General features: G+C 69.5%; 20 protein-coding genes and 1 pseudogene. 10 read left to right on the top strand and 11 right to left on the bottom strand.

What is annotated here, in order from left to right; all coding sequences use genetic code 11:
- Window positions 1–77 precede the first annotated feature (77 nt).
- The 4 genes from SLV14N_RS22145 to SLV14N_RS22160 form a co-directional block, all read right to left on the bottom strand.
- Window positions 78–1,505, bottom strand: a complete 1,428-nt coding sequence (locus SLV14N_RS22145) for an alkaline phosphatase family protein (protein ID WP_263270759.1) — start codon at window positions 1,503–1,505, stop codon at window positions 78–80.
- 214 nt (window positions 1,506–1,719) lie between these two features.
- Window positions 1,720–2,397, bottom strand: coding sequence for a DUF4291 domain-containing protein (locus SLV14N_RS22150; RefSeq protein ID WP_263270760.1), 678 nt, complete (start codon window positions 2,395–2,397; stop codon window positions 1,720–1,722).
- A 94-nt stretch (window positions 2,398–2,491) separates the two neighbouring features.
- A complete protein-coding gene (locus SLV14N_RS22155; protein WP_336298237.1) occupies window positions 2,492–3,037 on the bottom strand; it encodes a nucleoside deaminase in 546 nt (181 codons plus the stop codon).
- A gap of 28 nt (window positions 3,038–3,065) precedes the next feature.
- Window positions 3,066–3,491, bottom strand: coding sequence for a PLD nuclease N-terminal domain-containing protein (locus tag SLV14N_RS22160; RefSeq protein ID WP_208683030.1), 426 nt, complete (start codon window positions 3,489–3,491; stop codon window positions 3,066–3,068).
- A gap of 88 nt (window positions 3,492–3,579) precedes the next feature.
- Between SLV14N_RS22160 and SLV14N_RS22165 the strand changes: the two genes are divergently transcribed.
- Entirely contained in the window at window positions 3,580–5,034 is a 1,455-nt protein-coding gene (locus tag SLV14N_RS22165) for a menaquinone biosynthesis decarboxylase (RefSeq protein WP_018091001.1), read from the top strand.
- On the top strand, window positions 5,031–5,933 hold the full coding sequence (gene mqnP / locus SLV14N_RS22170; protein WP_208683033.1) for a menaquinone biosynthesis prenyltransferase MqnP: 903 nt from the start codon (window positions 5,031–5,033) through the stop codon (window positions 5,931–5,933). Before SLV14N_RS22165 ends, mqnP begins: the two co-directional genes overlap by 4 nt.
- Before the next feature lie 28 nt (window positions 5,934–5,961).
- Here the strand turns inward: mqnP and SLV14N_RS22175 are convergent, their stop codons facing one another.
- A complete protein-coding gene (locus SLV14N_RS22175) occupies window positions 5,962–6,567 on the bottom strand; it encodes a DUF4870 domain-containing protein (RefSeq protein ID WP_208683035.1) in 606 nt (201 codons plus the stop codon).
- A gap of 362 nt (window positions 6,568–6,929) precedes the next feature.
- Between SLV14N_RS22175 and SLV14N_RS22180 the strand changes: the two are divergent.
- A pseudogene (locus SLV14N_RS22180) lies at window positions 6,930–8,152 on the top strand (RNA-guided endonuclease InsQ/TnpB family protein).
- 15 nt (window positions 8,153–8,167) lie between these two features.
- Here SLV14N_RS22180 and SLV14N_RS22185 read toward each other — a convergent pair.
- Window positions 8,168–8,761, bottom strand: coding sequence for a rhomboid family intramembrane serine protease (locus tag SLV14N_RS22185; protein ID WP_208683037.1), 594 nt, complete (start codon window positions 8,759–8,761; stop codon window positions 8,168–8,170).
- A 117-nt stretch (window positions 8,762–8,878) separates the two neighbouring features.
- Here SLV14N_RS22185 and SLV14N_RS22190 point away from each other — a divergent pair, with 117 nt between their 5' ends.
- On the top strand, window positions 8,879–9,607 hold the full coding sequence (locus SLV14N_RS22190) for a UbiX family flavin prenyltransferase (protein WP_208683039.1): 729 nt from the start codon (window positions 8,879–8,881) through the stop codon (window positions 9,605–9,607).
- Here SLV14N_RS22190 and SLV14N_RS22195 read toward each other — a convergent pair.
- Window positions 9,604–9,735 carry a hypothetical protein gene (locus SLV14N_RS22195; RefSeq protein ID WP_259670458.1) on the bottom strand — a complete coding sequence of 44 codons (132 nt, stop codon included), beginning with the start codon at window positions 9,733–9,735 and terminating at the stop codon, window positions 9,604–9,606. The genes SLV14N_RS22190 and SLV14N_RS22195 overlap by 4 nt on opposite strands.
- Window positions 9,736–9,856: 121 nt before the next feature.
- Here SLV14N_RS22195 and SLV14N_RS22200 point away from each other — a divergent pair, with 121 nt between their 5' ends.
- From SLV14N_RS22200 to SLV14N_RS22220, 5 genes are all read left to right on the top strand, one after another.
- Entirely contained in the window at window positions 9,857–10,315 is a 459-nt protein-coding gene (locus tag SLV14N_RS22200) for an Lrp/AsnC family transcriptional regulator (protein ID WP_018090995.1), read from the top strand.
- A gap of 157 nt (window positions 10,316–10,472) precedes the next feature.
- Window positions 10,473–11,636, top strand: a complete 1,164-nt coding sequence (gene mqnE / locus SLV14N_RS22205) for an aminofutalosine synthase MqnE (RefSeq protein ID WP_263273240.1) — start codon at window positions 10,473–10,475, stop codon at window positions 11,634–11,636.
- 42 nt (window positions 11,637–11,678) lie between these two features.
- Window positions 11,679–12,203, top strand: coding sequence for a GNAT family N-acetyltransferase (locus SLV14N_RS22210; RefSeq protein WP_263270764.1), 525 nt, complete (start codon window positions 11,679–11,681; stop codon window positions 12,201–12,203).
- 167 nt (window positions 12,204–12,370) lie between these two features.
- The gene (locus SLV14N_RS22215) at window positions 12,371–12,661 is read left to right on the top strand and encodes a DUF4229 domain-containing protein (RefSeq protein WP_093645035.1); all 291 of its coding nucleotides are present in this window, start codon (window positions 12,371–12,373) and stop codon (window positions 12,659–12,661) included.
- 436 nt (window positions 12,662–13,097) lie between these two features.
- Window positions 13,098–14,459: a dicarboxylate/amino acid:cation symporter gene (locus tag SLV14N_RS22220; protein ID WP_263270766.1), complete on the top strand. Its 1,362-nt coding sequence runs from the start codon at window positions 13,098–13,100 to the stop codon at window positions 14,457–14,459.
- Between the two features lie 126 nt (window positions 14,460–14,585).
- Here SLV14N_RS22220 and SLV14N_RS22225 read toward each other — a convergent pair whose 3' ends face one another.
- The 4 genes from SLV14N_RS22225 to SLV14N_RS22240 form a co-directional block, all read right to left on the bottom strand.
- Window positions 14,586–15,212 carry a hypothetical protein gene (locus SLV14N_RS22225; RefSeq protein ID WP_263270768.1) on the bottom strand — a complete coding sequence of 209 codons (627 nt, stop codon included), beginning with the start codon at window positions 15,210–15,212 and terminating at the stop codon, window positions 14,586–14,588.
- The gene (locus SLV14N_RS22230) at window positions 15,209–16,273 is read right to left on the bottom strand and encodes a WXG100 family type VII secretion target (protein WP_208683048.1); all 1,065 of its coding nucleotides are present in this window, start codon (window positions 16,271–16,273) and stop codon (window positions 15,209–15,211) included. Before SLV14N_RS22230 ends, SLV14N_RS22225 begins: the two co-directional genes overlap by 4 nt.
- Window positions 16,270–16,587, bottom strand: coding sequence for a DUF2563 family protein (locus SLV14N_RS22235; protein WP_018090988.1), 318 nt, complete (start codon window positions 16,585–16,587; stop codon window positions 16,270–16,272). The genes SLV14N_RS22230 and SLV14N_RS22235 overlap by 4 nt, the downstream gene beginning before the upstream one ends.
- A 73-nt stretch (window positions 16,588–16,660) precedes the next feature.
- On the bottom strand, window positions 16,661–17,581 hold the full coding sequence (locus SLV14N_RS22240; protein ID WP_263270770.1) for an alpha/beta fold hydrolase: 921 nt from the start codon (window positions 17,579–17,581) through the stop codon (window positions 16,661–16,663).
- 163 nt (window positions 17,582–17,744) lie between these two features.
- Between SLV14N_RS22240 and SLV14N_RS22245 the strand changes: the two genes are divergently transcribed.
- The gene (locus tag SLV14N_RS22245; RefSeq protein ID WP_263270772.1) at window positions 17,745–18,425 is read left to right on the top strand and encodes a TetR/AcrR family transcriptional regulator; all 681 of its coding nucleotides are present in this window, start codon (window positions 17,745–17,747) and stop codon (window positions 18,423–18,425) included.
- Window positions 18,426–18,569: the final 144 nt, after the last annotated feature.

Raw genomic sequence — 18,569 nt, forward strand, 5'->3', positions numbered from 1 at the left:
CTGAGGCCCCCGTACGGCACCGTCGTTTCACGGGGAGCGCCGCGCCCGGCCCCGCGCCCTCAGCGCCGACCGTGCCCTCAGCGCCGCCGGCGCCTGCCGCGCTCCTGGCGCGGCGGCCGCTGCCCGCCGCCCGGCAGCGTCGGCTTCGGCAGATGCGCCACCTCCCACTGCGCCTCGACCAGCCGCTGCGCGGTGTCGTCCGGCAGCCACGGCGGCCGGCGCGCCGCATGCCGGAAGCCGAACGCCGAGGTCAGATCGCCGAAGGCGGCCCGGCGCCAGTCACTGATGTTCGGCTCCGCGACGCCCGTCCAGCGCTCCAGGAACTGCAGCACCGAGGTGTGGTCGAAGGGGTCACCGGCGGCCCAGCCGCCCACCGTCCACGGCGACACGATCAGACACGGCACCCGGAAGCCGCCGCCGATCGGCAGACCCCGGACGAACTCGTCCTTCGTCCCCGGGGGTGGCACCGGCGGCGGCACATGGTCGAAGAGCCCGTCGTTCTCGTCGTAATTGAGGATGAAGACCGTCTTGGCCCACACCTTCCGGTTGGACGCGATCGCCTCGATCTTCTTGGCGACATAGTCGGCGCCCGCGGCCGGCAGATAGTCCGGATGCTCGGACTGATGGCTCGTGGGAATCAGCCAGGAGACCGCCGGCAGCCGGTCGGCGCGGGCGTCGTCCTCGAAGGTGCCGGCCGGCTGCGCCCGCATCCCGCGCTCGTAGAGCGGCTCCCCGGGCTTGGCGTCCCGGAACGTCTGGAACTGCTCCAGGAGATTGCAGCCGTAGTCGTCCTCCTCCTGGTAGACCTTCCAGCTGATGCCCGCCGCCTCCAGCCGCTCGGCGTAGGTCGTCCAGCGGTACGGCCGCGGCGCGGTGTTGTTCAGCACCGGACCGCCCAGAGTGCCGCCCGGGTCGAGGGTGCCGGTCATCCAGTACAGCCGGTTGGGCCAGGTCGGTCCGAAGACCGAGCAGAAGTAGTTGTCGCAGAGCGTGAACGTCTCGGCGAGGGCGAACTGGAAGGGGATGTCCGCGCGGGTGTGATAGCCCATCACGTACGGCCCGTTGACGCCGTCGGCCTTGCGGTGCGCGGGCAGCCAGCGGTCCATCTTCCCGCCGTTCCACGCCTCGTGCTGCACCGACCAGGCATGGCTGGTGGACGGGATGGCCTGCGCGCTGGTGGTGTGCGTGTTGAGGCGGAACGGCAGCAGATAGCCGTCCGGGTTCTGCGCGTCCGGCTGATGGAAGACGGACCGGCCGTCCGGCAGCGTCAGCGCGTCCGGGTCGGCGAAGCCACGGACGCCGCGCAGGGTGCCGAAGTAGTGGTCGAACGAGCGGTTCTCCTGCATGAGCATCACGACGTGCTCGACGTCGTGCAGTGAGCCGTGACGTGCTGGTCCGGCGGCGACGGCCTTCTGGACGCTGGGCGGCAGCAGCGACAGCGCGGCGGCGCCGCCGACCGCGCCGGCCGCGGAGCCGAGGAGTCTTCGTCGGGTCATGTCAGGCATATGTGCCACTCTCCCTGAGTCGCGGGAGCCCTCAGCGGGCCGACTTGACTGTGGCGGCGGCTGAGTCTCCCGGGCAGGGGGAGGTAGCTGGGCAATGCATCAATTGGCTGTGAACGGCGCTCAGTTGGCCGGACCTCGCTACGTCCCGTACGCCACACGAAGCAGCGCACGGGGGACCGCGCGGTGGCCGGAATTACGCGTTTGCGAAGGTGCGTCAGGACACGCGGCCCAGGCCCGGAGTTCCCTCGGGTGCAGGGTAGGGACGCTCCTCGGGCAGCAGCGCGGCGGCCGCCGCGGTCTCCCCGGCACGCACCAGCGCACGGACCTCCTGGGCCAGCGGGGTGACATCCGTGATCGCCACCGTCCACTCGTCCGCATACCGCCGCGACGCCTCCCCCGCCAGCCCCAGCTGCAGCGAACGGTACGGCAGCGCCCGCAACCACAGATCGCGCTCCGGATCCCACTGCACCCGCGCCGGCGACCGCTTCAACTCCCGCTGCCACGCCTCGCGGTCGACGTGCTCATCGCGGCCGTAATGCGACAGACAGGCATTGCGCAATGCCCAGTCGAACCCGCCCCGGTCGATCTCGATCGCCAGCACGGTCTCCTGGCCGGCCTTCTCGCCCCACCCGCAGCGGTACATCATCCACAGGAACGACGGCTTGATCCATGTCATCCGCTCCCGCTTCCAGGCCGCCGGGAAGCGCCCGTCCCGCGCGGCCGGGAGGCCGAGCGCGGGGGAGTAGGCCTGGTAGACGGTGACGGTCGTATCGGTGTGCAGGGCGCGGATCCGGCGGTGGGGTTCGGCGGGGTGTACGGGGTCCACGGGGCCCCCGGGGTCCACGGGCGAGTGCGCGGCCCGTACGGGGACGTCGGGGCTGGTGCTGTTCATGACGGCTCATCCTGGCGGGAGAGCGGGGGTGGGGCCGGCGAATTGTGGGGGGGCGGTGGGCCTGAACGGGCGCGACATGCCCGGCCCCGGCCCCTCATTCGCCCCCGATGTCCTCCCGCCACAGCTCCGGCCGTGCCCCGATGAAGTCGCGCATCATCGACGCGCACTCGGTGTCGTCCAGGAGCACGATCCGTACGCCGTGCCGGGCCAGCCAGTCGTGGCCGCCGTGGAAGGTGCGGGCCTCGCCGATGACCACCCGGGAGATGCCGAACTGGCGGACCAGGCCGCTGCAGTACCAGCAGGGGGAGAGGGTGGTGACCATCGTCGTGCCGCGGTAGCTGCGTTGGCGGCCGGCCGCGCGGAAGGCCGCGGTCTCGGCGTGCAAGGTGGGGTCGCCGTCCTGGACGCGGCGGTTGTGGCCGCGGCCCAGCAGGGTGCCGTCCGCTCCGTAGAGCGCCGCGCCGACCGGGATGCCGCCCTCGGCCAGTCCGGCACGTGCCTCGGCGACCGCCGTCGCCAGCATGGCGCGGGCCTGCTCCTGCAGATGGTCGGGGTGCCCGGTCGGGTCGCTGTGGCCGTCGACGCTGCCGTGCAGCCGGAACTCGTCGCGGTCCTGCCCCCAGTCCTGCGTGCGGTCCATGGATTCACCGTACGCCGCGGGGAGCGCCTCAGCTCGTGGCCGGCGGGGTGTCCTCCGGGCCGTTCGACTCGCCCGGCTCGGTCTCCTTGCGGCGCAGCTCGTCCTCGCGGCGGCGCAGATCGGCCTCCCAGTCCTTGAGCAGCGCCTCGTCCTTCGGGTTCTCCTTCTTGAGGGACTGAAGGAACTCGGGGTTGTCGTCCGGCGCGACGAACTTCGTACGGCGCCTGCGGTGCCACTCCGACGGCGTGCTGCCGCCGCCGTTCACCGGCTGCCGCTGCTTGCCCGCCACCAGCCAGGCGACCGGACCGACCAGCACCTCGCCGAAGAGCAGGACGATGAGGACCCAGACCACCTTGGGCAGACCGCGCACCTGCGATTCGGGGGTGTTCAGGCAGTCGATGAACGCATAGATCCACAGCGCCAGCACCAGTAGGAACGGCAGATACCTGAGCATTGCGGAACGGGCCCCCTGCGCGCGACGGCGGGCCCTCGGCGGGGCCCGGTGACCCGTCCAGGGTAGTGCGTACCCGATACTGGAACGCATGGCTTACGACGATCTTCGCTCGTTCCTGCGCGCACTTGAGCGGGAAGGCGACCTCAAGCGCATCAAGGCCGAGGTCGACCCGTATCTGGAAGTCGGCGAGATCGTGGACCGGGTGCAGAAGTCCGGCGGTCCCGCGCTGCTCTTCGAGAACGTCAAGGGCTCGGCGATGCCGCTCGCCATGAACGTCTACGGCACCGACCGCCGGCTCCTGAAGGCGCTCGACCTGAAGTCCTACGAGGACATCAGCGGCAAGATCGGCGGGCTGCTCAAGCCGGAGCTGCCGCACGGTTTCGTCGGCGTGCGCGAGGCGTTCGGGAAGCTGGCCGGGATGACGCACGTCCCGCCGAAGAAGGTCAAGGAAGCGCCCGTACAGGAGGTCGTGCTCCGCGGCGACGATGTCGACCTGGACCGGCTGCCCGCGCTGTTCACCTGGCCCGAGGACGGCGGCTCCTTCTTCAACCTGGGCCTGACGCACACCAAGCACCCGGAGACCGGGGTGCGCAATCTGGGCCTGTACCGCCTGCAGCGCCACGACAAGCGCACCATCGGTATGCACTGGCAGATCCACAAGGACAGCCGCAACCACTACCAGGTCGCCGCCAAGCGCGGGGAGAAGCTGCCGGTCGCCATCGCCTTCGGCTGCCCGCCGGCCGTGACGTACGCCTCGACCGCGCCGCTGCCCGGGGACATCGACGAGTACCTCTTCGCGGGCTTCCTGCAGGGCAAGCGGATCGAGATGGTCGACTGCAAGACCGTCCCGCTGCAGGTCCCGGCGAACGCCGAGGTCGTCATCGAGGGCTGGCTGGAGCCCGGCGAGATGCTCCCCGAGGGCCCGTTCGGCGACCACACCGGCTTCTACACGCCGCAGGAGCCGTTCCCGGCGCTGACCATCGACTGTGTGACGATGCGTAAGCGGCCGCTGCTCCAGTCGATCGTGGTCGGCCGCCCGCCGACCGAGGACGGCCCGCTGGGCCGCGCGACGGAGCGCTTCTTCCTCCCCCTGCTCAAGATCATCGTCCCGGACATCGTGGACTACCACCTCCCCGAGTCCGGCGGCTTCCACAACTGCGCGATCGTCTCGATCGACAAGAAGTACCCCAAGCACGCTCAGAAGGTCATGCACGCCATCTGGGGCGCGCACATGATGTCGCTGACCAAGCTGATCGTGGTCGTGGACGCGGACTGCGATGTGCACAACCTCCACGAGGTCTCCTGGCGGGCGCTCGGCAACACCGACTACGCCCGCGACCTCACCGTCGTCGAAGGTCCCGTCGACCATCTCGACCACGCCTCCTACCAGCAGTTCTGGGGCGGCAAGGCGGGTATCGACGCGACGAAGAAGTGGCCCGAGGAGGGCTACACGAGGGACGGGGGCTGGCCGGAGATGGTCGAGTCCGACCCGCGGACGGCGGCGCTGGTCGACCGCCGCTGGAAGGAGTACGGCCTCTCGTGAGCAGCGCATCCGCAGCGGTCCCGCAGCCGGGCCGCACCAAGGCCTTCCTGCGCCTGGTGATGATCGAGCACTCGGTCTTCGCGCTGCCCTTCGCCTACATCGCCGCGCTGACCGCGATGTACGAGGGCGGCCGGCACATCCAGTGGGGCCCGCTGCTCCTCGTCACCGTCGCCATGGTCGGCCTGCGGACCTTCGCGATGGCCGCGAACCGCATCATCGACCGCGAGATCGACGCCCGGAACCCGCGCACCGCGCAACGGGAACTGGTCACCGGCGCGGTCTCGGTGAAGTCCGCGTGGACGGGCGCGCTGATCGCGCTCGTCGTCTTCCTGGGCGCCGCCGCCCTGCTGAACCCGCTGTGCCTGGCGCTCGCGCCGCTCGCGGTGGTGCCGATGGTGGTCTATCCGTACGGCAAGCGGTTCACCAACTTCCCGCAGGCGATCCTCGGCCTCGCCCAGGCGATGGGCCCGATCGGCGCCTGGCTCGCGATCAGCGCGACGTGGTCCTGGGAGGCGGTGATCCTCGGCCTCGCGGTCGGCATCTGGATCGGCGGCTTCGACCTGATCTACGCCTGCCAGGACGTGGAGACGGACCGCGAGGTCGGCGTGCTGTCCGTCCCGGCCCGCTTCGGCATCCCGGCCGCGGTCTGGGGCGCGCGCGGCTGCCATCTCGTCACGACGGCGCTCTTCGCCTGGTACGCCGTGGCGACCGGTGCCGGGGTGTTCCTCTGGCTGGGCCTGGTGATCGTGGCGGCGGCGTTCCTGTACGAGCACACGATCGTCAAGCCGCATGACCTGACCCGCCTGAACCGGGCGTTCTTCCAGGTCAACGGGTTCATCGGGATCGCGCTCTTCGTCTGCGCGCTGCTGGATCTGTTGGTGCGGGGGTTGACGGTCTGACGGCCTGACGACGGTCTGACGTCCTCCCTCAGCCCTTGCTGAGGGGCCAGGCGATCAGGCGTGGATAGGTCCAGAGCTCGCCGCGGGTGGCCTTGACCGTGCCGATGACTGCGCAGACGACGCCGGACAGGGCGTAGGCGCCGAAGATGACGATCACGGTCACCAGGGGGACCGCGAGGCCGGAGCTGTTGCGCTGTTCTTCCGTGGCGGCCGCCGCGAAGATGAGGGCGCTGGCGACGTACAGGACCAGCCCGAGGGCCGCCATGATGGCCTGGGTGATGCCGTAGTTCACCGCCTGGGTGGCGTGGTGGCGGATGTACGGGTCGTGCTTGTGGCGGTCGTTGCCACGCAGGGACAGCGGGTAGATCCAGCCGAGGAAGGCGCCCAGGCCGCAGCACATCATCGTGCCCGCGGTGACGGTCAGCAGCGCGCCGAGGTGGGACCACATCGCGGGGCCCGAGGAAGGCTGGGGCGGCTGGGCGCCGTAGCCGGGCTGCGGTGTGCCGGGCTGCGGCGTGCCGGGGTAGCCGTAGCCGCCCGGCGCGGCGCCGGGCCAGCCCTGCTGCGGTGTCCCGTACGGCTGCTGCGGTCCGCCGGGCGGTGGACCGTAACCGGGCTGGTAGTGGTCGGACATGCTCTGCTCACCCCGTAAGTACTGCGTCTCGCGCGCGTCGCCGTGTGCGGTGCGGGGCCGTGTGCACGGCCCCGCACGTTCCGTTCCGCTTGAGGCTACCGGGGTTAAGCGCAGTGCACCGGGCTTCAGTCCGGTGGTGAAGCGATTCTGAGCAATGCTCTGACCTGCAGATCACCTGGGGCGATTCTGTTGCTCGATGCACGGGCGAACAGTCGGGCCCGCCGACCGATCCGGCGAATTAGGAGCCGGATTACAGGTGGTGTGCCCGCCAGTAGTGCCGGACCAGTTCGGGTACTCCTCGCGGAACCTGGGGGAGGAGACGCCCGGCGTGAAGGGCGTAAGCGCAGTGACGACCAATGATCGTGCAGCTTCGGTACAGCTTCCGCCTGTACCCGAACGGTCCTCAGCGTGCCGCGTTGGGTAGGGCATTCGGGTGCGCCCGTGTCGTGTTCAATGACGCGCTGCGTGCCCGCAAAAGCGCCCACGAGCGGGACCTGCCGTATCCGAAGATCGGTGACCTGTCCAAGCGGGTCATCACTGAGGCGAGGAAGACCGAGGCCCGCGCATGGCTGGGCGAAGTCTCGGCGGTGGTGCTGCAACAGTCGCTCAGGGATCTGGACACGGCGTACTCGAATTTCTTTGCGTCGATGAAGGGCACCCGCAAGGGACCGAAGATCGCCGAACCGCGTTTCAAGTCCCGCAAAGACAACCGGCATACGATCCGGTTCACCGCCAACGCACGATGGAAGATCACCCCCGGTGGAGACCTGGTGTTGCCGAAGATCGGCGATGTACGGGTGAAGTGGTCCCGCGCCCTGCCGTCGATTCCGTCGACGGTGACCGTGGTCAAGGACGCGGCGGGGCGCTACTTCGCCTCCTTCGTCGTGGAGACCGGCCCGAGACGCTGCCCGAGGTCACGCCACAGGTTGGCATCGACCTCGGCTTGGGACACTTCGCGGTTCTATCGGACGGCCGCAAAATCGACGCTCCGCGCTTTCTCCGGCGGGCCGAGAAGAAGCTCAAGCGGGAGCAGCGCTGCCTGTCCCGCAAGGCCAAGGGCAGCAACAACCGGGACAAGGCTCGCGTCAAGGTCGCCCGTGCTCATGCGCAGGTGGCCGACGCGCGCCGCGAGTTCCACCACCAGCTTTCCACCCAGATCATTCGCGAGAACCAAGCGATTGCAGTGGAAGATTTGGCGGTCAAGGGGCTCGCCCGTACGCGCCTGGCCAAGTCCGTGCACGACGCGGGATGGTCCTCATTCGTCGCGATGCTGGAGTACAAGGCCCAGATCCATGGGCGCAAGTTCTTCCGCATCGGACGCTTCGAGCCCACTTCTCAAGTGTGCTCGGCCTGCGGCGTCCAGGATGGCCCCAAGCCCCTGCACATCCGCGTATGGACGTGCGGGGCCTGCGGGACTGTTCTGGACAGAGATATCAACGCGGCGGTCAACGTCGCCAAGGCCGCCGGACTGGCGGTATCAGCCTGTGGAGCGCAGGTAAGGCCGGGGCTCGTCCCGGCACAGCGCGTCGAAGCAGGAACCCACCGAGACGGTCAGCCGACCGTGGTAGGAATCCCCGCACTTTAGGGCGGGGAGCGGAAGTCAAGCGATGGGTCGGACATCGTCGGCGGTCAGGTGGCCGGGAGTGCGCACCCGGAAGACGAAGGCCGCCAGCACCCCGCCTATCAGCCCGAACAGGTGCCCCTGCCAGCTGATGCCGCTGTCGGTGGGCAGCGCGCCCCACAGGATCGAGCCGTACAGCACGCCGACCACCAGGCCGATGCCGATGTCGAGGAGCTTGCGCTCGATGAAGCCGCGCACCAGGAGATAGCCGAAGAGCCCGAAGACGACACCGGAGGCGCCCGCGGTGTTGCTGTCCGGCGCGGCCGTGAACCAGACGCCCAGCCCGCTGGCGAGGATGATCAGCAGGGTGACGGCGAGAAAGCGGGGGACCCCGCTGCGCAGCGCGGCGACCAGGCCGAGCAGCAGCAGCGGCAGGGTGTTCGCCACGAGATGGCCGAAGCCGAAGTGCAGGAAGGCGGCGGGCACCACATCCGCCAGTTCGGCGGGCTCGCGCGGTGCGATCCCGAAGGTGTCCAGCGCGCCGCCGGTGGCGAAGTCGACGCCCTCCAGCAGCCAGAGCAGGGCCACCCAGCCCAGCATCAGGAAGATCGCGGGCTTCGCGCGTGATGTCATCTCCGGCCGTCCCTTTCTCGTCCCCCGGTGGGGCGGCCCTCGGCGGGGCTCCGCGAGGGGCGCACACGTAGGAACGGCCGTGAGGGGGTCCATGGTTCCGCCGGATAGGCTCGATGCGTGGAGCCGCCGCACAACGACACCAGTAAGCAGGGCCCCGGCCGACGCCGTCCGTGGGTCGTGGGGATCTCCGGCGCGTCCGGGACGCCGTATGCCGCGTCCGTCCTGCGCGGGTTGCTCGCCGCCGGGGAGGCGGTGGACCTGATCGTCAGCCGGGCGTCGCGGCTGACCCTCCTGGACGAGACGGGCATTGCCTTCCGGGATGCGCACTGGCGCGCTGACCTGCGGGAATGGCTGGGGCGCGGAGCCGATGGCAAACCGGCGACGTTTCCGGTGACGGAGGCGGACCTGGCGGATGTGCGGTACTGGCCGGCCGGGGATCTGGCGGCCGGGCCCTCGTCGGGCTCGTATCCGGTGAAGGGGATGCTGATCGTCCCGGCGAGTACGGCGTGTGTGGCCGGGGTGGCGCTCGGGCTGTCGAAGGATCTGCTGCAGCGGGTGGCGAGCGTGACGCTCAAGGAGCGGCGGCGGCTGGTGGTCGCGGTGCGTGAGACCCCGTTGAACGGTCCGACGCTGAAGCATCTGGTGACGCTGGACGAGGCGGGCGCCGTGGTGCTGCCCGCCTCACCGGCGTTCTATGCGGGGGCGACGCACATCCAGGATCTGGTGGACTTCGTCGCGGGCCGGGCGCTCGATGCGGCCGAGGTGCCGCACGGGCTGTACCGGCGCTGGGAGGGGGAGCTGCGGGGTGGCTCCAAGGACGTGGAGGAGGCCCCGGAGGCTCCTTAGCGCTTCTTCGCGGCGGCGCGGCCGAAGAGGCGCCGGGTCCGCGGTGCCGCGGACCGGTGGGCACGTGAACGATTGGCCTGGTCCTGCAGCTCGCGCATGCGGGCGTAGGCCATCTCGATCGAGTACACGGTGACAACTCCTGTGAGATCGTTTTTGATCGCCTGAAAGATTCGCAGGGTCGAAGCCCTGCATGCCTTAGATTCTACAGGCAGAACCCGAATATGCGTAAAGATTGGAAGGCTTGAGGGCATGGACGCGGTGGATAGGCAGCTCATCCAGGCACTTCGCGAGAACGGCCGGGCCTCGTATGCGGAGCTCGGCCGGCTCGTCGGCCTCTCCGGGCCCAGCGTCACGGACCGGATCAACCGCCTCGAAGCGGCCGGTGTGATCACCGGCTACCGCGCGACGGTGGACGCCGCATCGCTCGGTCTCGGTGTCACCGCGCTGGTCGGCATCTCGCTGTCGGACGCCACCGACCACGAGGACGTCGCGCAGCGGCTGCGCGCCCTCGAAGAGATCGAGGACTGCTGGTTCATCGCCGGCGACGACTCGTACATGCTCAAGGTGCGGGTGGGTGACGTGGACGGTCTGGAGCGCACCATCCGGCGGCTGTCCGGCACCAAGGGCGTCTCCCGTACGCGCACCACGATCGTGCTCTCCACCAAGTGGGAGAACCGCGTCGGCCAGCTGCCCGAAGAGGCCGAATAGGTCACCGGGCGCCGGCGGGACACACCGGAGCGGACGGGTGGCCAGGGGGCCCCGTCCGCCCCCATTACGGGGGAGTACGCTCGACGAAGCCCGTTTCGGGCTCCGAAGAACGGCACCGATACGGCAGAGACTGGGAGGCGACCGGATGGCTGCGTCGATGGATGTGGGCCTCAAGCGCGAGCTGGAGGCGAAGGTCCACGCCGGGGAGCGGCTGACCCGCGAGGACGGTATCGCCCTCTACGAGTCCGACGACCTGGCATGGCTGGGCGGCCTCGCCCACGAGGTGCGCACGCGCAAGAACGGCGACGTCGTCCACTTCAACGTCAACCGTCATCTCAACATGACCAATGTGTGCACCGCGTCGTGCGCCTACTGCTCCTTCCAGCGCAAGCCGGGCGAGAAGGACGCGTACACGATGCGCATCGAGGAGGCCGTCCGCCTCGCCAAGGCGATGGAGAACGACAACCTCACCGAGCTGCACATCGTCAACGGGCTCCACCCCAACCTGCCGTGGCGCTACTACCCGCGCTCGCTCAGCGAGCTGAAGAAGGCGCTGCCGCACGTCTCCCTCAAGGCCTTCACCGCCACCGAGATCCACCACTTCGAGACCATCTCCGGGCTCTCCGCCTCCGAGATCCTCGACGAGCTGATCGACGCCGGCCTGGAGTCGCTGACCGGCGGCGGCGCCGAGATCTTCGACTGGGAGGTCCGGCAGCACATCGTCGACCACCGCACCCACTGGGAAGACTGGTCGCGCATCCACCGCCTCGCCCACGAGAAGGGCCTCAAGACCCCCTCGACGATGCTCTACGGGCACATCGAGGAGCCCCGCCACCGTGTCGACCACGTGCTGCGGCTGCGTGAGCTCCAGGACGAGACCGGCGGCTTCCAGGTCTTCATCCCGCTGCGCTACCAGCACGACTTCGTGGACATGCAGGACGGCAAGGTCCGCAACAAGCTCCAGGCCCGGACCACCATGGCGACCGGCGCCGAGGCCCTGAAGACCTTCGCGGTCTCCCGCCTCCTCTTCGACAACGTCCCGCACATCAAGTGCTTCTGGGTCATGCACGGTCTGCAGACCACCCAGCTCGCCCTGCAGCACGGCGCGGACGACATGGACGGCTCGGTCGTCGAGTACAAGATCACGCACGACGCGGACAACTACGGCACGCCCAACAAGCTGACCCGTGAGGACCTGCTGGACCTGATCCGCGACGCCGGCTTCCGCCCCGTCGAGCGCAACACCCGCTACGAGGCCATCCGCGAGTACCCGGGCCCGGACCTGGACCGCCGCGAATCCCCGCAGCCGATGCGCGTCTGACCTGCGCGGGAGCACCGCCGAGGCGAGAGTTAGGGTCCGGTCATGAACGTGCGTTTCGACCTGGACCCTTCCCTCACCCCCGAACTCCATGACGGAATATGCGCGTTGTGGGCCGATGTCTCCAACGCCGGTGGCGCGGTCGGATTCGTCCCGCCGGTGACCCGCGAGGACATCCGCCCGGAGCTGCTCAGGCATCTGACGGCCATGGCCGAGGGTCGCCAGCGCCTGGTGGCCGGCCGCGACGCGGACGGCCGGGTCCTGGCCACGGCGTTCCTCACCACCAACAGCCACCGCCTGATGAAGCACTGGCTGTGGGTCTACACCGTCATGGTCCACCCCTCCCTCCAGGGCCGGGGCACCGGCCGCCGGCTGATGACGGCGGTCGCCGACGCCGCCCGCTCCGTCGAGGGCGTCACCGCCCTCCGCCTCACCTGCCGCGGCGGCTCCGGCGCCCGCCCCTTCTACGAGGCCTGCGGCTACCAGGAGGTCGGCCGGGTGCCCGGTGCAATCCGGGTGGCCGACGACGACTACCGCGACGACATCACCATGTGGCTGGATCTGGGCTGACGGGCGGACCGCCGGGCCGGGCGGGCCGCCGAGGGGCCGATCTCGACGCCGAGGAGCCGGGCCCGCGCCGGGACCGGGCTGCGGCGGGGGCCGCGAAGATCGCCCGAAGCGCTGTGCTTGACTGGATGCAGACCCTTTAGGTTGCCGTTGAGGAGAAGGTCCCATCCGTGAGTAGCCACAACTTCGCCACGCTCCGCTACACCGCCCTTCGCATCGGCCTCTTCGTCGCCTCGTTCGCCGTGGTGTGGGTGCTGGCGTACTTCCGGATCATTCCGCTCGCCATCGGCGCCGCCAACACCGTGTGGATGCTGCTGCTCGCCATCGTGATCTCCGCGCCGCTCAGCTTTGTGCTGCTGCGCAAGCAGCGGGACGCGATGTCCGAGCAGATCGTCGCCAAGGTCGACCGCCAGCGTGAGCGCCTCGCGGCCAACGCCGGCCAGGAGGACGGCCTGCTCTGAAGGCCTGGACCTTTATGTAAGACGCCTCACAGCCGCACCTCCGCGACAGGCGCCCGTCGCCGTGGACTCCGCTCCACGGCCGGGCGCCTGTCGCGTTTCTGACGGAGGCTCCGGCGCACGGCCCTTCCGGGAACCCAAAGATTTTCTTTGGGTTCCTCAAAGTTCAAGTGTTAACGTGCTTGTCATGAAGACAGCAGCCGCGCCCCCGTCCCCCATGAGCACTCCGCTCGTGGCGCGCCTGCATGTCGATCTCTGCCGCTGTATGTCCGCGGCCTGTTGCCGCCGCTGACCTCTCTTCTCCAGCGGCCGGAGATCCTTCTCCCCACCCCTCCGGGCGGGAGAGGCCCGCAACGCAGCTGCTCCGCAGCCGCTCGAGTTCCCGGCGCTTCTTTTCGCCGTCCCCTGACGTCTCTCACCTGTCCCCGGAGTGTGTCCGTTGTCCACGTCTGCCGAGACCGCCGAGTCCTCACAGGCCCCGCAGAGTCCCCCGTCCTCCCGCATACCCAAGATCCCGTTCTGGGTGCAGATCCTGGCCGGCCTCGCCCTGGGCGTGCTGCTCGGCTGGATCGCCAAGAGCGGTGACGTTGCTTGGCTCACCACCACGCTGCAGCACATCGGCGATCTCTTCGTCCAGCTGCTGAAGCTGGCCGTGGCGCCGCTGGTCTTCTTCGCGATCCTGGTGTCGATCACCAATCTGCGGCAGGTCAACAACGCCGCCCGGCTCGCCTCCCGCACCCTGCTGTGGTTCATGGTCACCTCGCTGATCGCCGTCGCGATCGGCCTGGCGATCGGCCTGCTCAGCAACCCCGGCGCGGGCACCGGCCTGACCCCCAAGGACGGCAAGGCCCCCGAGGAGGCCGGCTCCTGGATCGACTTCCTGACCGGCATCGTCCCCACCGACATCATCACGCCGTTCACCGAGCTGAACGTCCTGCAGATCGTCTTCATGGCCGCCGTCGCCGGTATCGCCGCGCTGCAGCTCGGCGAGAAGGCCGAGCCGGTCCTCAAGATCAGCCGCTCGGTCCTCGAACTGCTCCAGAAGGCCCTGTGGTGGGTCATCCGCCTCGCCCCGATCGGCACCGTCGGCCTCATCGGCCACGCCATCGCGACGTACGGCTGGAACCTGATCGGCAAGTACGCGACCTTCACCGTCGACATCTACGTCGGCTGCGCCCTGGTGCTGTTCGGGGTCTACCCGCTGCTGCTGTCGACCGTCGCCAAGGTCAACCCGCTGCAGTTCTTCCGCGGCGCCTGGCCCGCCATCCAGCTGGCCTTCGTCTCCCGCTCGTCGGTCGGCACCATGCCGGTCACCCAGCAGGTCACCGAGCGCCTCGGTGTGCCGCGTGAGTACGCCTCCTTCGCGGTGCCGTTCGGCTCGACGACCAAGATGGACGGCTGCGCCTCGATCTACCCGGCGATCGCCGCGATCTTCATCGCGCAGATCTTCGATGTCCACCTGGGCATCGGCGACTACCTCCTCATCGCCTTCGTCTCCGTCATCGGCTCCGCCGCCACCGCCGGTCTGACCGGCGCGACGGTCATGCTGACGCTGACCCTGTCCACGCTGGGCCTGCCCCTGGAGGGCGTCGGCCTGCTCATGGCCATCGACCCGATCCTGGACATGATGCGGACGGCCACCAACGTGGCCGGTCAGTCGGTCATCCCGATCCTGGTGTCCGCCCGGGAGAAGATCCTCGACCGTGACGCCTACAACGGAGCCCGGAGCATCAACGTGGAGACGGCCGGTGCCGAGGGCACGGACGAGAAGGTGTCCGTGCCGGTGCCGACTGCCGCGTAGTTCTCGGCCTGCCACACCGATGCGCCCCGACCTTGGATTCAAGGCCGGGGCGCATCCGTGCGTACGGCCTCGCCGGGAGGCCGGTGGCGGCCGGCGGGCTAAGGCCGTCTCGCTAAGGCCGTCCCGCTAAGGCCGGCCCGCCTCCGTCCGGGGAAAGCACTCAGTGAAGTACACGGCGTGCTGGCTCGGCAGATTCACCCGGACCCAGGAGCCGTCCGTGAAGCCGAATTCGAAGCTGTCGGCGTCGACGTCGGTACGGTGCCGGACCCAGGCCACCTGCTCGGCCGACGCGCTCCAGCCCGGCTCGACCGCGCCCAGTTCGCCGCGGCGGCGGCCCCGCTGGACATAGCTGATGTGCAGCCGGCGGTCGGTGAGCTGGAGCACCGGCAGCGCGTCCGTGGTCGGCACACGCGGCCACAGGGCGGTGGCCAGCCCGCCCGCCAGGCTTCCCCAGCCGCCCTTGAGCGGCTTGCCCCGCCGCCGGCCCCCGAAGAGATCGGGGATCGGTTCGAGGATCGCCTCGATACCCCAGTAGATCGACCAGAAGGCCCGTTTGGTGCCTTCCCAGCGGTCGCCCGGGAGACGTCGGCCGGCCAGGACGCGGGGGCGGTTCCACCGCCACGGCTTGGACAACTTCCATCCGGGGAAAGCGACTTCATTCTGTACGAGCCGCTCCCCGGCCGGCAGCGCCTGCACCGCGCGCTCCCTCGCCTCCTTGTACGGCACCTTCCCCCAGGCGACCCGCAGACTCATCCGAAGACCTCCCGGACGGGCTTGGACCGCGCTGCGCTGTCGGCCAGGCGGTCGGTGAAGCGCTCGGAGTCGGGCCGGTCGGCGTACTGCTTCTGCTGCTCGGTCGGCTGCTCGGCCTTCGGGGCGCTCGGGCCGACGGGGGTCTGATGCTCGACGTCCCAGCTCTTGTCGCCGACGTGGACCTCCTTGACGCCGGTGGCATCGTGGATCGCACGCTCGGCCGAGTTGGCCGCTTCGCCGACCTTCTCTCTGGCGCCGGCGGTCTTCTCGGAGACCACTTGGCCGACGTCGACGCCGGTGTGGTGCTCGATGACGCTGTTGGCCAGCGGCGCCGCGTCCAAGGCCGCACCGGCCGCCTTGGCACCCACCACCTTGTTGCCGATTCGCTTGAGGTTCTTGTTGATCTTCTTGCGGGCGTTCTTGTTCCGCCACAGCGCCTTGGCCTTGATACGCGCCCGCCGCAGCTTTTGCACCGCCCGCATCCGGTCGGCGAGATCCTTGAGCTTGTCCGCCAGCTTCGCGGTGATCCGTACGGCCTTCATCGCACGGTGCGCGGCCCCCGCGGCGCCGATGAGCGGACCGATCGCGGCGCCGATACCGGCGGTCAGCAGTGCGACGATCGCCGCCGTCGCGGCCGCGACCAGCAGGGCCTCGACGATCTCGGTGATCAGCTCGATCATCGTGTTCTCGGCCTCGGTGCACGCCTCGGCGGCCATCTCCAGGAGTTCGGCGACCGTGTTCATGTCCTCGGCCTCGGCCTTGAGGGCCTTTTCGAACTCCGTCATGGTGCCGCCGAAGGCTTCTGACGCCTCGCCGGTCCATGACCGCTGCAACGTCTTGCGCTCGGCCAGCAGATCCTCGACGACGTCGTTCATGTCGCGGGCCGCGGCTCGCCATTCCCTGGCGGTTTCGATCAGCTTCTCGTTGTCGCCGCTGACCTTTTCCAGATATTCGTCGAGGCCGAGGTCCTTGATGGCCCCCCGGATGACGGAGTCGAGCGCACCCGCCAGCGGGTTGCTCCAGTCGACGTCGAACCCGATGCGCTCCAGTGCCTGGCTCACGAGGCTCCCCCGCCGAGGGCGTAGACCTGGTCATCCTCGTTGTTGTCGTACGCTTCGGCCGTCAGACGGATCCCGTCGGCGATGGCGCCCAGCGATTCCTTGACGTCGTGGAGGTCGTTCACCGCCTCCTCGGACTGCGTGTCGTAGTCCGACTTGAGACTGTCGGACTCCGCAAGCTGACCGAACACGCCGCTGGACAGCTGCAGTTTGCCGACGCGGTTGCGGATCTTCTCCACTTGGTCCGCCGCATGGTCCGCCGCGTTCGCATAGCGACGTAGAGCCGTGCTCTCTACGTCGTACCCCGTGCCGCCCATTCGCCCCGTCCTCCCGTTGACCTGCCGCGTCCCCTGTGCCGCGCTATCCCAAGTCTTGGCGGAAACAGGGGGATTACTTGGCTTGCACTGTACCTAAGGGGTCAGTGCGGCCCAGCCGAGTGGTGGGCCCTCCCGTGCGGGCCAGGATCGCCGAGGTCAGCGGTGCGTGTACGGCTGGCGGCAGTGCATGTCCCATGCCCGGGATCTCGACGAGCTCCGCGCCCCGGACGCACTGGGCCAGGTGCTGGGGGTGCGGCGGCGGGAAGACCGGCTCGGCGGGCGCGCTGACCACCAGGGCCGGCACCTCGTTCTCGGCGAGCTGGTCGGTACGGAGCATGCCGTCGTCCGCCGCACGGCCGTGCGCGGTGCCCACCCGGTGGTGTCCCGTGTGCGCGATGACGCGGTGCTCGAAGGCGCGGAAGTGGTCCTCGTCGAAGGGGAGTCGGCCACCGGCGAGTACGCGCCAGTGTTCGATCCGGCGCTCCACCTCGGCCGCCGCACCGTGGTCCTCGACCGGACGGGCCCACAGCTCCAGGACCTCGGGTGCGACGCCCGGCAGCGCGTCGGCCGGGACCGTGCTGCCGTCGGGGCGGGTGTAGGGGGTGGTGCTGAGGGCCATGGTGCCGATGAGAGTGGCGCTGAGCAGTCGGTCGGGGTGGTCGGCGAGCACCATCTGGGCAAGCATGCCGCCCAATGACATGCCGACGATATGTGCCCGGTCGATGCCCAGCCCGTCCAGGACCGCGATCACGTCATCGGCGAGATCGGCGATCCGGTACGGCTGCTCGTCGAAGGACCAGGTGGAGCGGCCGGTGTCGCGGTGGTCGTAGCGGATCACCCGGTGGTGCGCGGCCAGCGCGTCGACCAGCGGCTCCGGCCAGCCGACGCCGGACGCCTGGGCACCCATGACCAGCAGTAGCGGGGCCGCGTCGGCGGCGCCGCGCTGCTCGGTCCACAGGCGGATGCCGGGGGCGGCGTCGATGAACTGCTGCATGGGGCGGTCCTCCGAGTGATGCGGACGAGGGCGTCGCCCTGCGACGTAGTGCGACGAGACGTATCGTCTCGCTATGGCGCGAACGCGTCAAGAGGTGAGGGGTGGGAAGCGAAGATCGTAAACTTACTTTGCAGTAAAGGGGCGGGATGGAGGGACATTCAGGGTGGGAGCTGTGAAGGGCAAGCGGGTGCCGCGCGCCGTCCGGGAGGAGCAGATGCTGGATGCCGCGGTGCTGACGTTCGCGCGGCGTGGATACCGGGCGGCCTCGATGGACGAGATCGCCGAGCTGGCCGGAGTCTCCAAGCCGCTGGTCTATCTCTACCTGAATTCGAAGGAAGACCTGTTCAACACGGTGATCCGGCGGGAGTCGGAGGCGCTGGTGGCGGCCGTGACGGCGGCCGTCGAGCCGGGGGTGGCGGCCGACCGGCAGCTGTGGAGCGGCCTGAAGGGCTTCTTCGCGCACACCGCCGAGCATCCGTACGGCTGGGCCGTACTCCACCAGCAGGCGCGGACGCACGGTGAGCCGTTCGCGCGTGAAGTGGCCTCGATGCGGGCGGGGATCGTCGAGTTCGTCACGGAGTTGCTGGGTGCGGCCGCAAAGGAGGCGGGCTGCGTGGGCGAGCTGGCCGAACGTGAGGTCGCCGGGCTCGCGCACGCCCTGGTCGGCGCGGCCGAGTCGCTCGCCGAGTGGGCCAATGTCCGTACGGACGAAGGCGTTTCGGGTGAACCCGAGCATCCGTCGGCCAAGGACACGGCGGCCACGATGATGAACTTCGCCTGGACGGGCCTCGGCCGCCTGATGGGCGGGGACAGATGGTCGCCGAGCGGTCTCGTCGGCCACTAGAGCCCCTCCTGCGCCAGGCGTTGACGCGGCCTGCCCACCAACTGTCGCCCCGGTCCCCGTCCGTCGGGGGCCGGGGCGGCGGCTTGAGGGGGTTCGCCCTTCCGGCGTGGCCGGTACGTGGAAAGGGTGTGGCAGTAGGCGGAG

It is taken from the genome of Streptomyces sp. Je 1-4 4N24 (assembly GCF_026239515.1).
Classification (GTDB): domain Bacteria; phylum Actinomycetota; class Actinomycetes; order Streptomycetales; family Streptomycetaceae; genus Streptomyces; species Streptomyces nigrescens.

Coding starts and splice junctions, on each gene's coding strand:
- SLV14N_RS22145 (WP_263270759.1), bottom strand. CDS start 1,505: ATGCCTGACATGACCCGACGAAGACTCCTCGGCTCCGCGGCCGGCGCG.
- SLV14N_RS22150 (WP_263270760.1), bottom strand. CDS start 2,397: ATGAACAGCACCAGCCCCGACGTCCCCGTACGGGCCGCGCACTCGCCC.
- SLV14N_RS22155 (WP_336298237.1), bottom strand. CDS start 3,037: ATGGACCGCACGCAGGACTGGGGGCAGGACCGCGACGAGTTCCGGCTG.
- SLV14N_RS22160 (WP_208683030.1), bottom strand. CDS start 3,491: ATGCTCAGGTATCTGCCGTTCCTACTGGTGCTGGCGCTGTGGATCTAT.
- SLV14N_RS22165 (WP_018091001.1), top strand. CDS start 3,580: ATGGCTTACGACGATCTTCGCTCGTTCCTGCGCGCACTTGAGCGGGAA.
- SLV14N_RS22175 (WP_208683035.1), bottom strand. CDS start 6,567: ATGTCCGACCACTACCAGCCCGGTTACGGTCCACCGCCCGGCGGACCG.
- SLV14N_RS22185 (WP_208683037.1), bottom strand. CDS start 8,761: ATGACATCACGCGCGAAGCCCGCGATCTTCCTGATGCTGGGCTGGGTG.
- SLV14N_RS22200 (WP_018090995.1), top strand. CDS start 9,857: ATGGACGCGGTGGATAGGCAGCTCATCCAGGCACTTCGCGAGAACGGC.
- mqnE (WP_263273240.1), top strand. CDS start 10,473: ATGGATGTGGGCCTCAAGCGCGAGCTGGAGGCGAAGGTCCACGCCGGG.
- SLV14N_RS22210 (WP_263270764.1), top strand. CDS start 11,679: ATGAACGTGCGTTTCGACCTGGACCCTTCCCTCACCCCCGAACTCCAT.
- SLV14N_RS22225 (WP_263270768.1), bottom strand. CDS start 15,212: ATGAGTCTGCGGGTCGCCTGGGGGAAGGTGCCGTACAAGGAGGCGAGG.
- SLV14N_RS22235 (WP_018090988.1), bottom strand. CDS start 16,587: ATGGGCGGCACGGGGTACGACGTAGAGAGCACGGCTCTACGTCGCTAT.
- SLV14N_RS22240 (WP_263270770.1), bottom strand. CDS start 17,581: ATGCAGCAGTTCATCGACGCCGCCCCCGGCATCCGCCTGTGGACCGAG.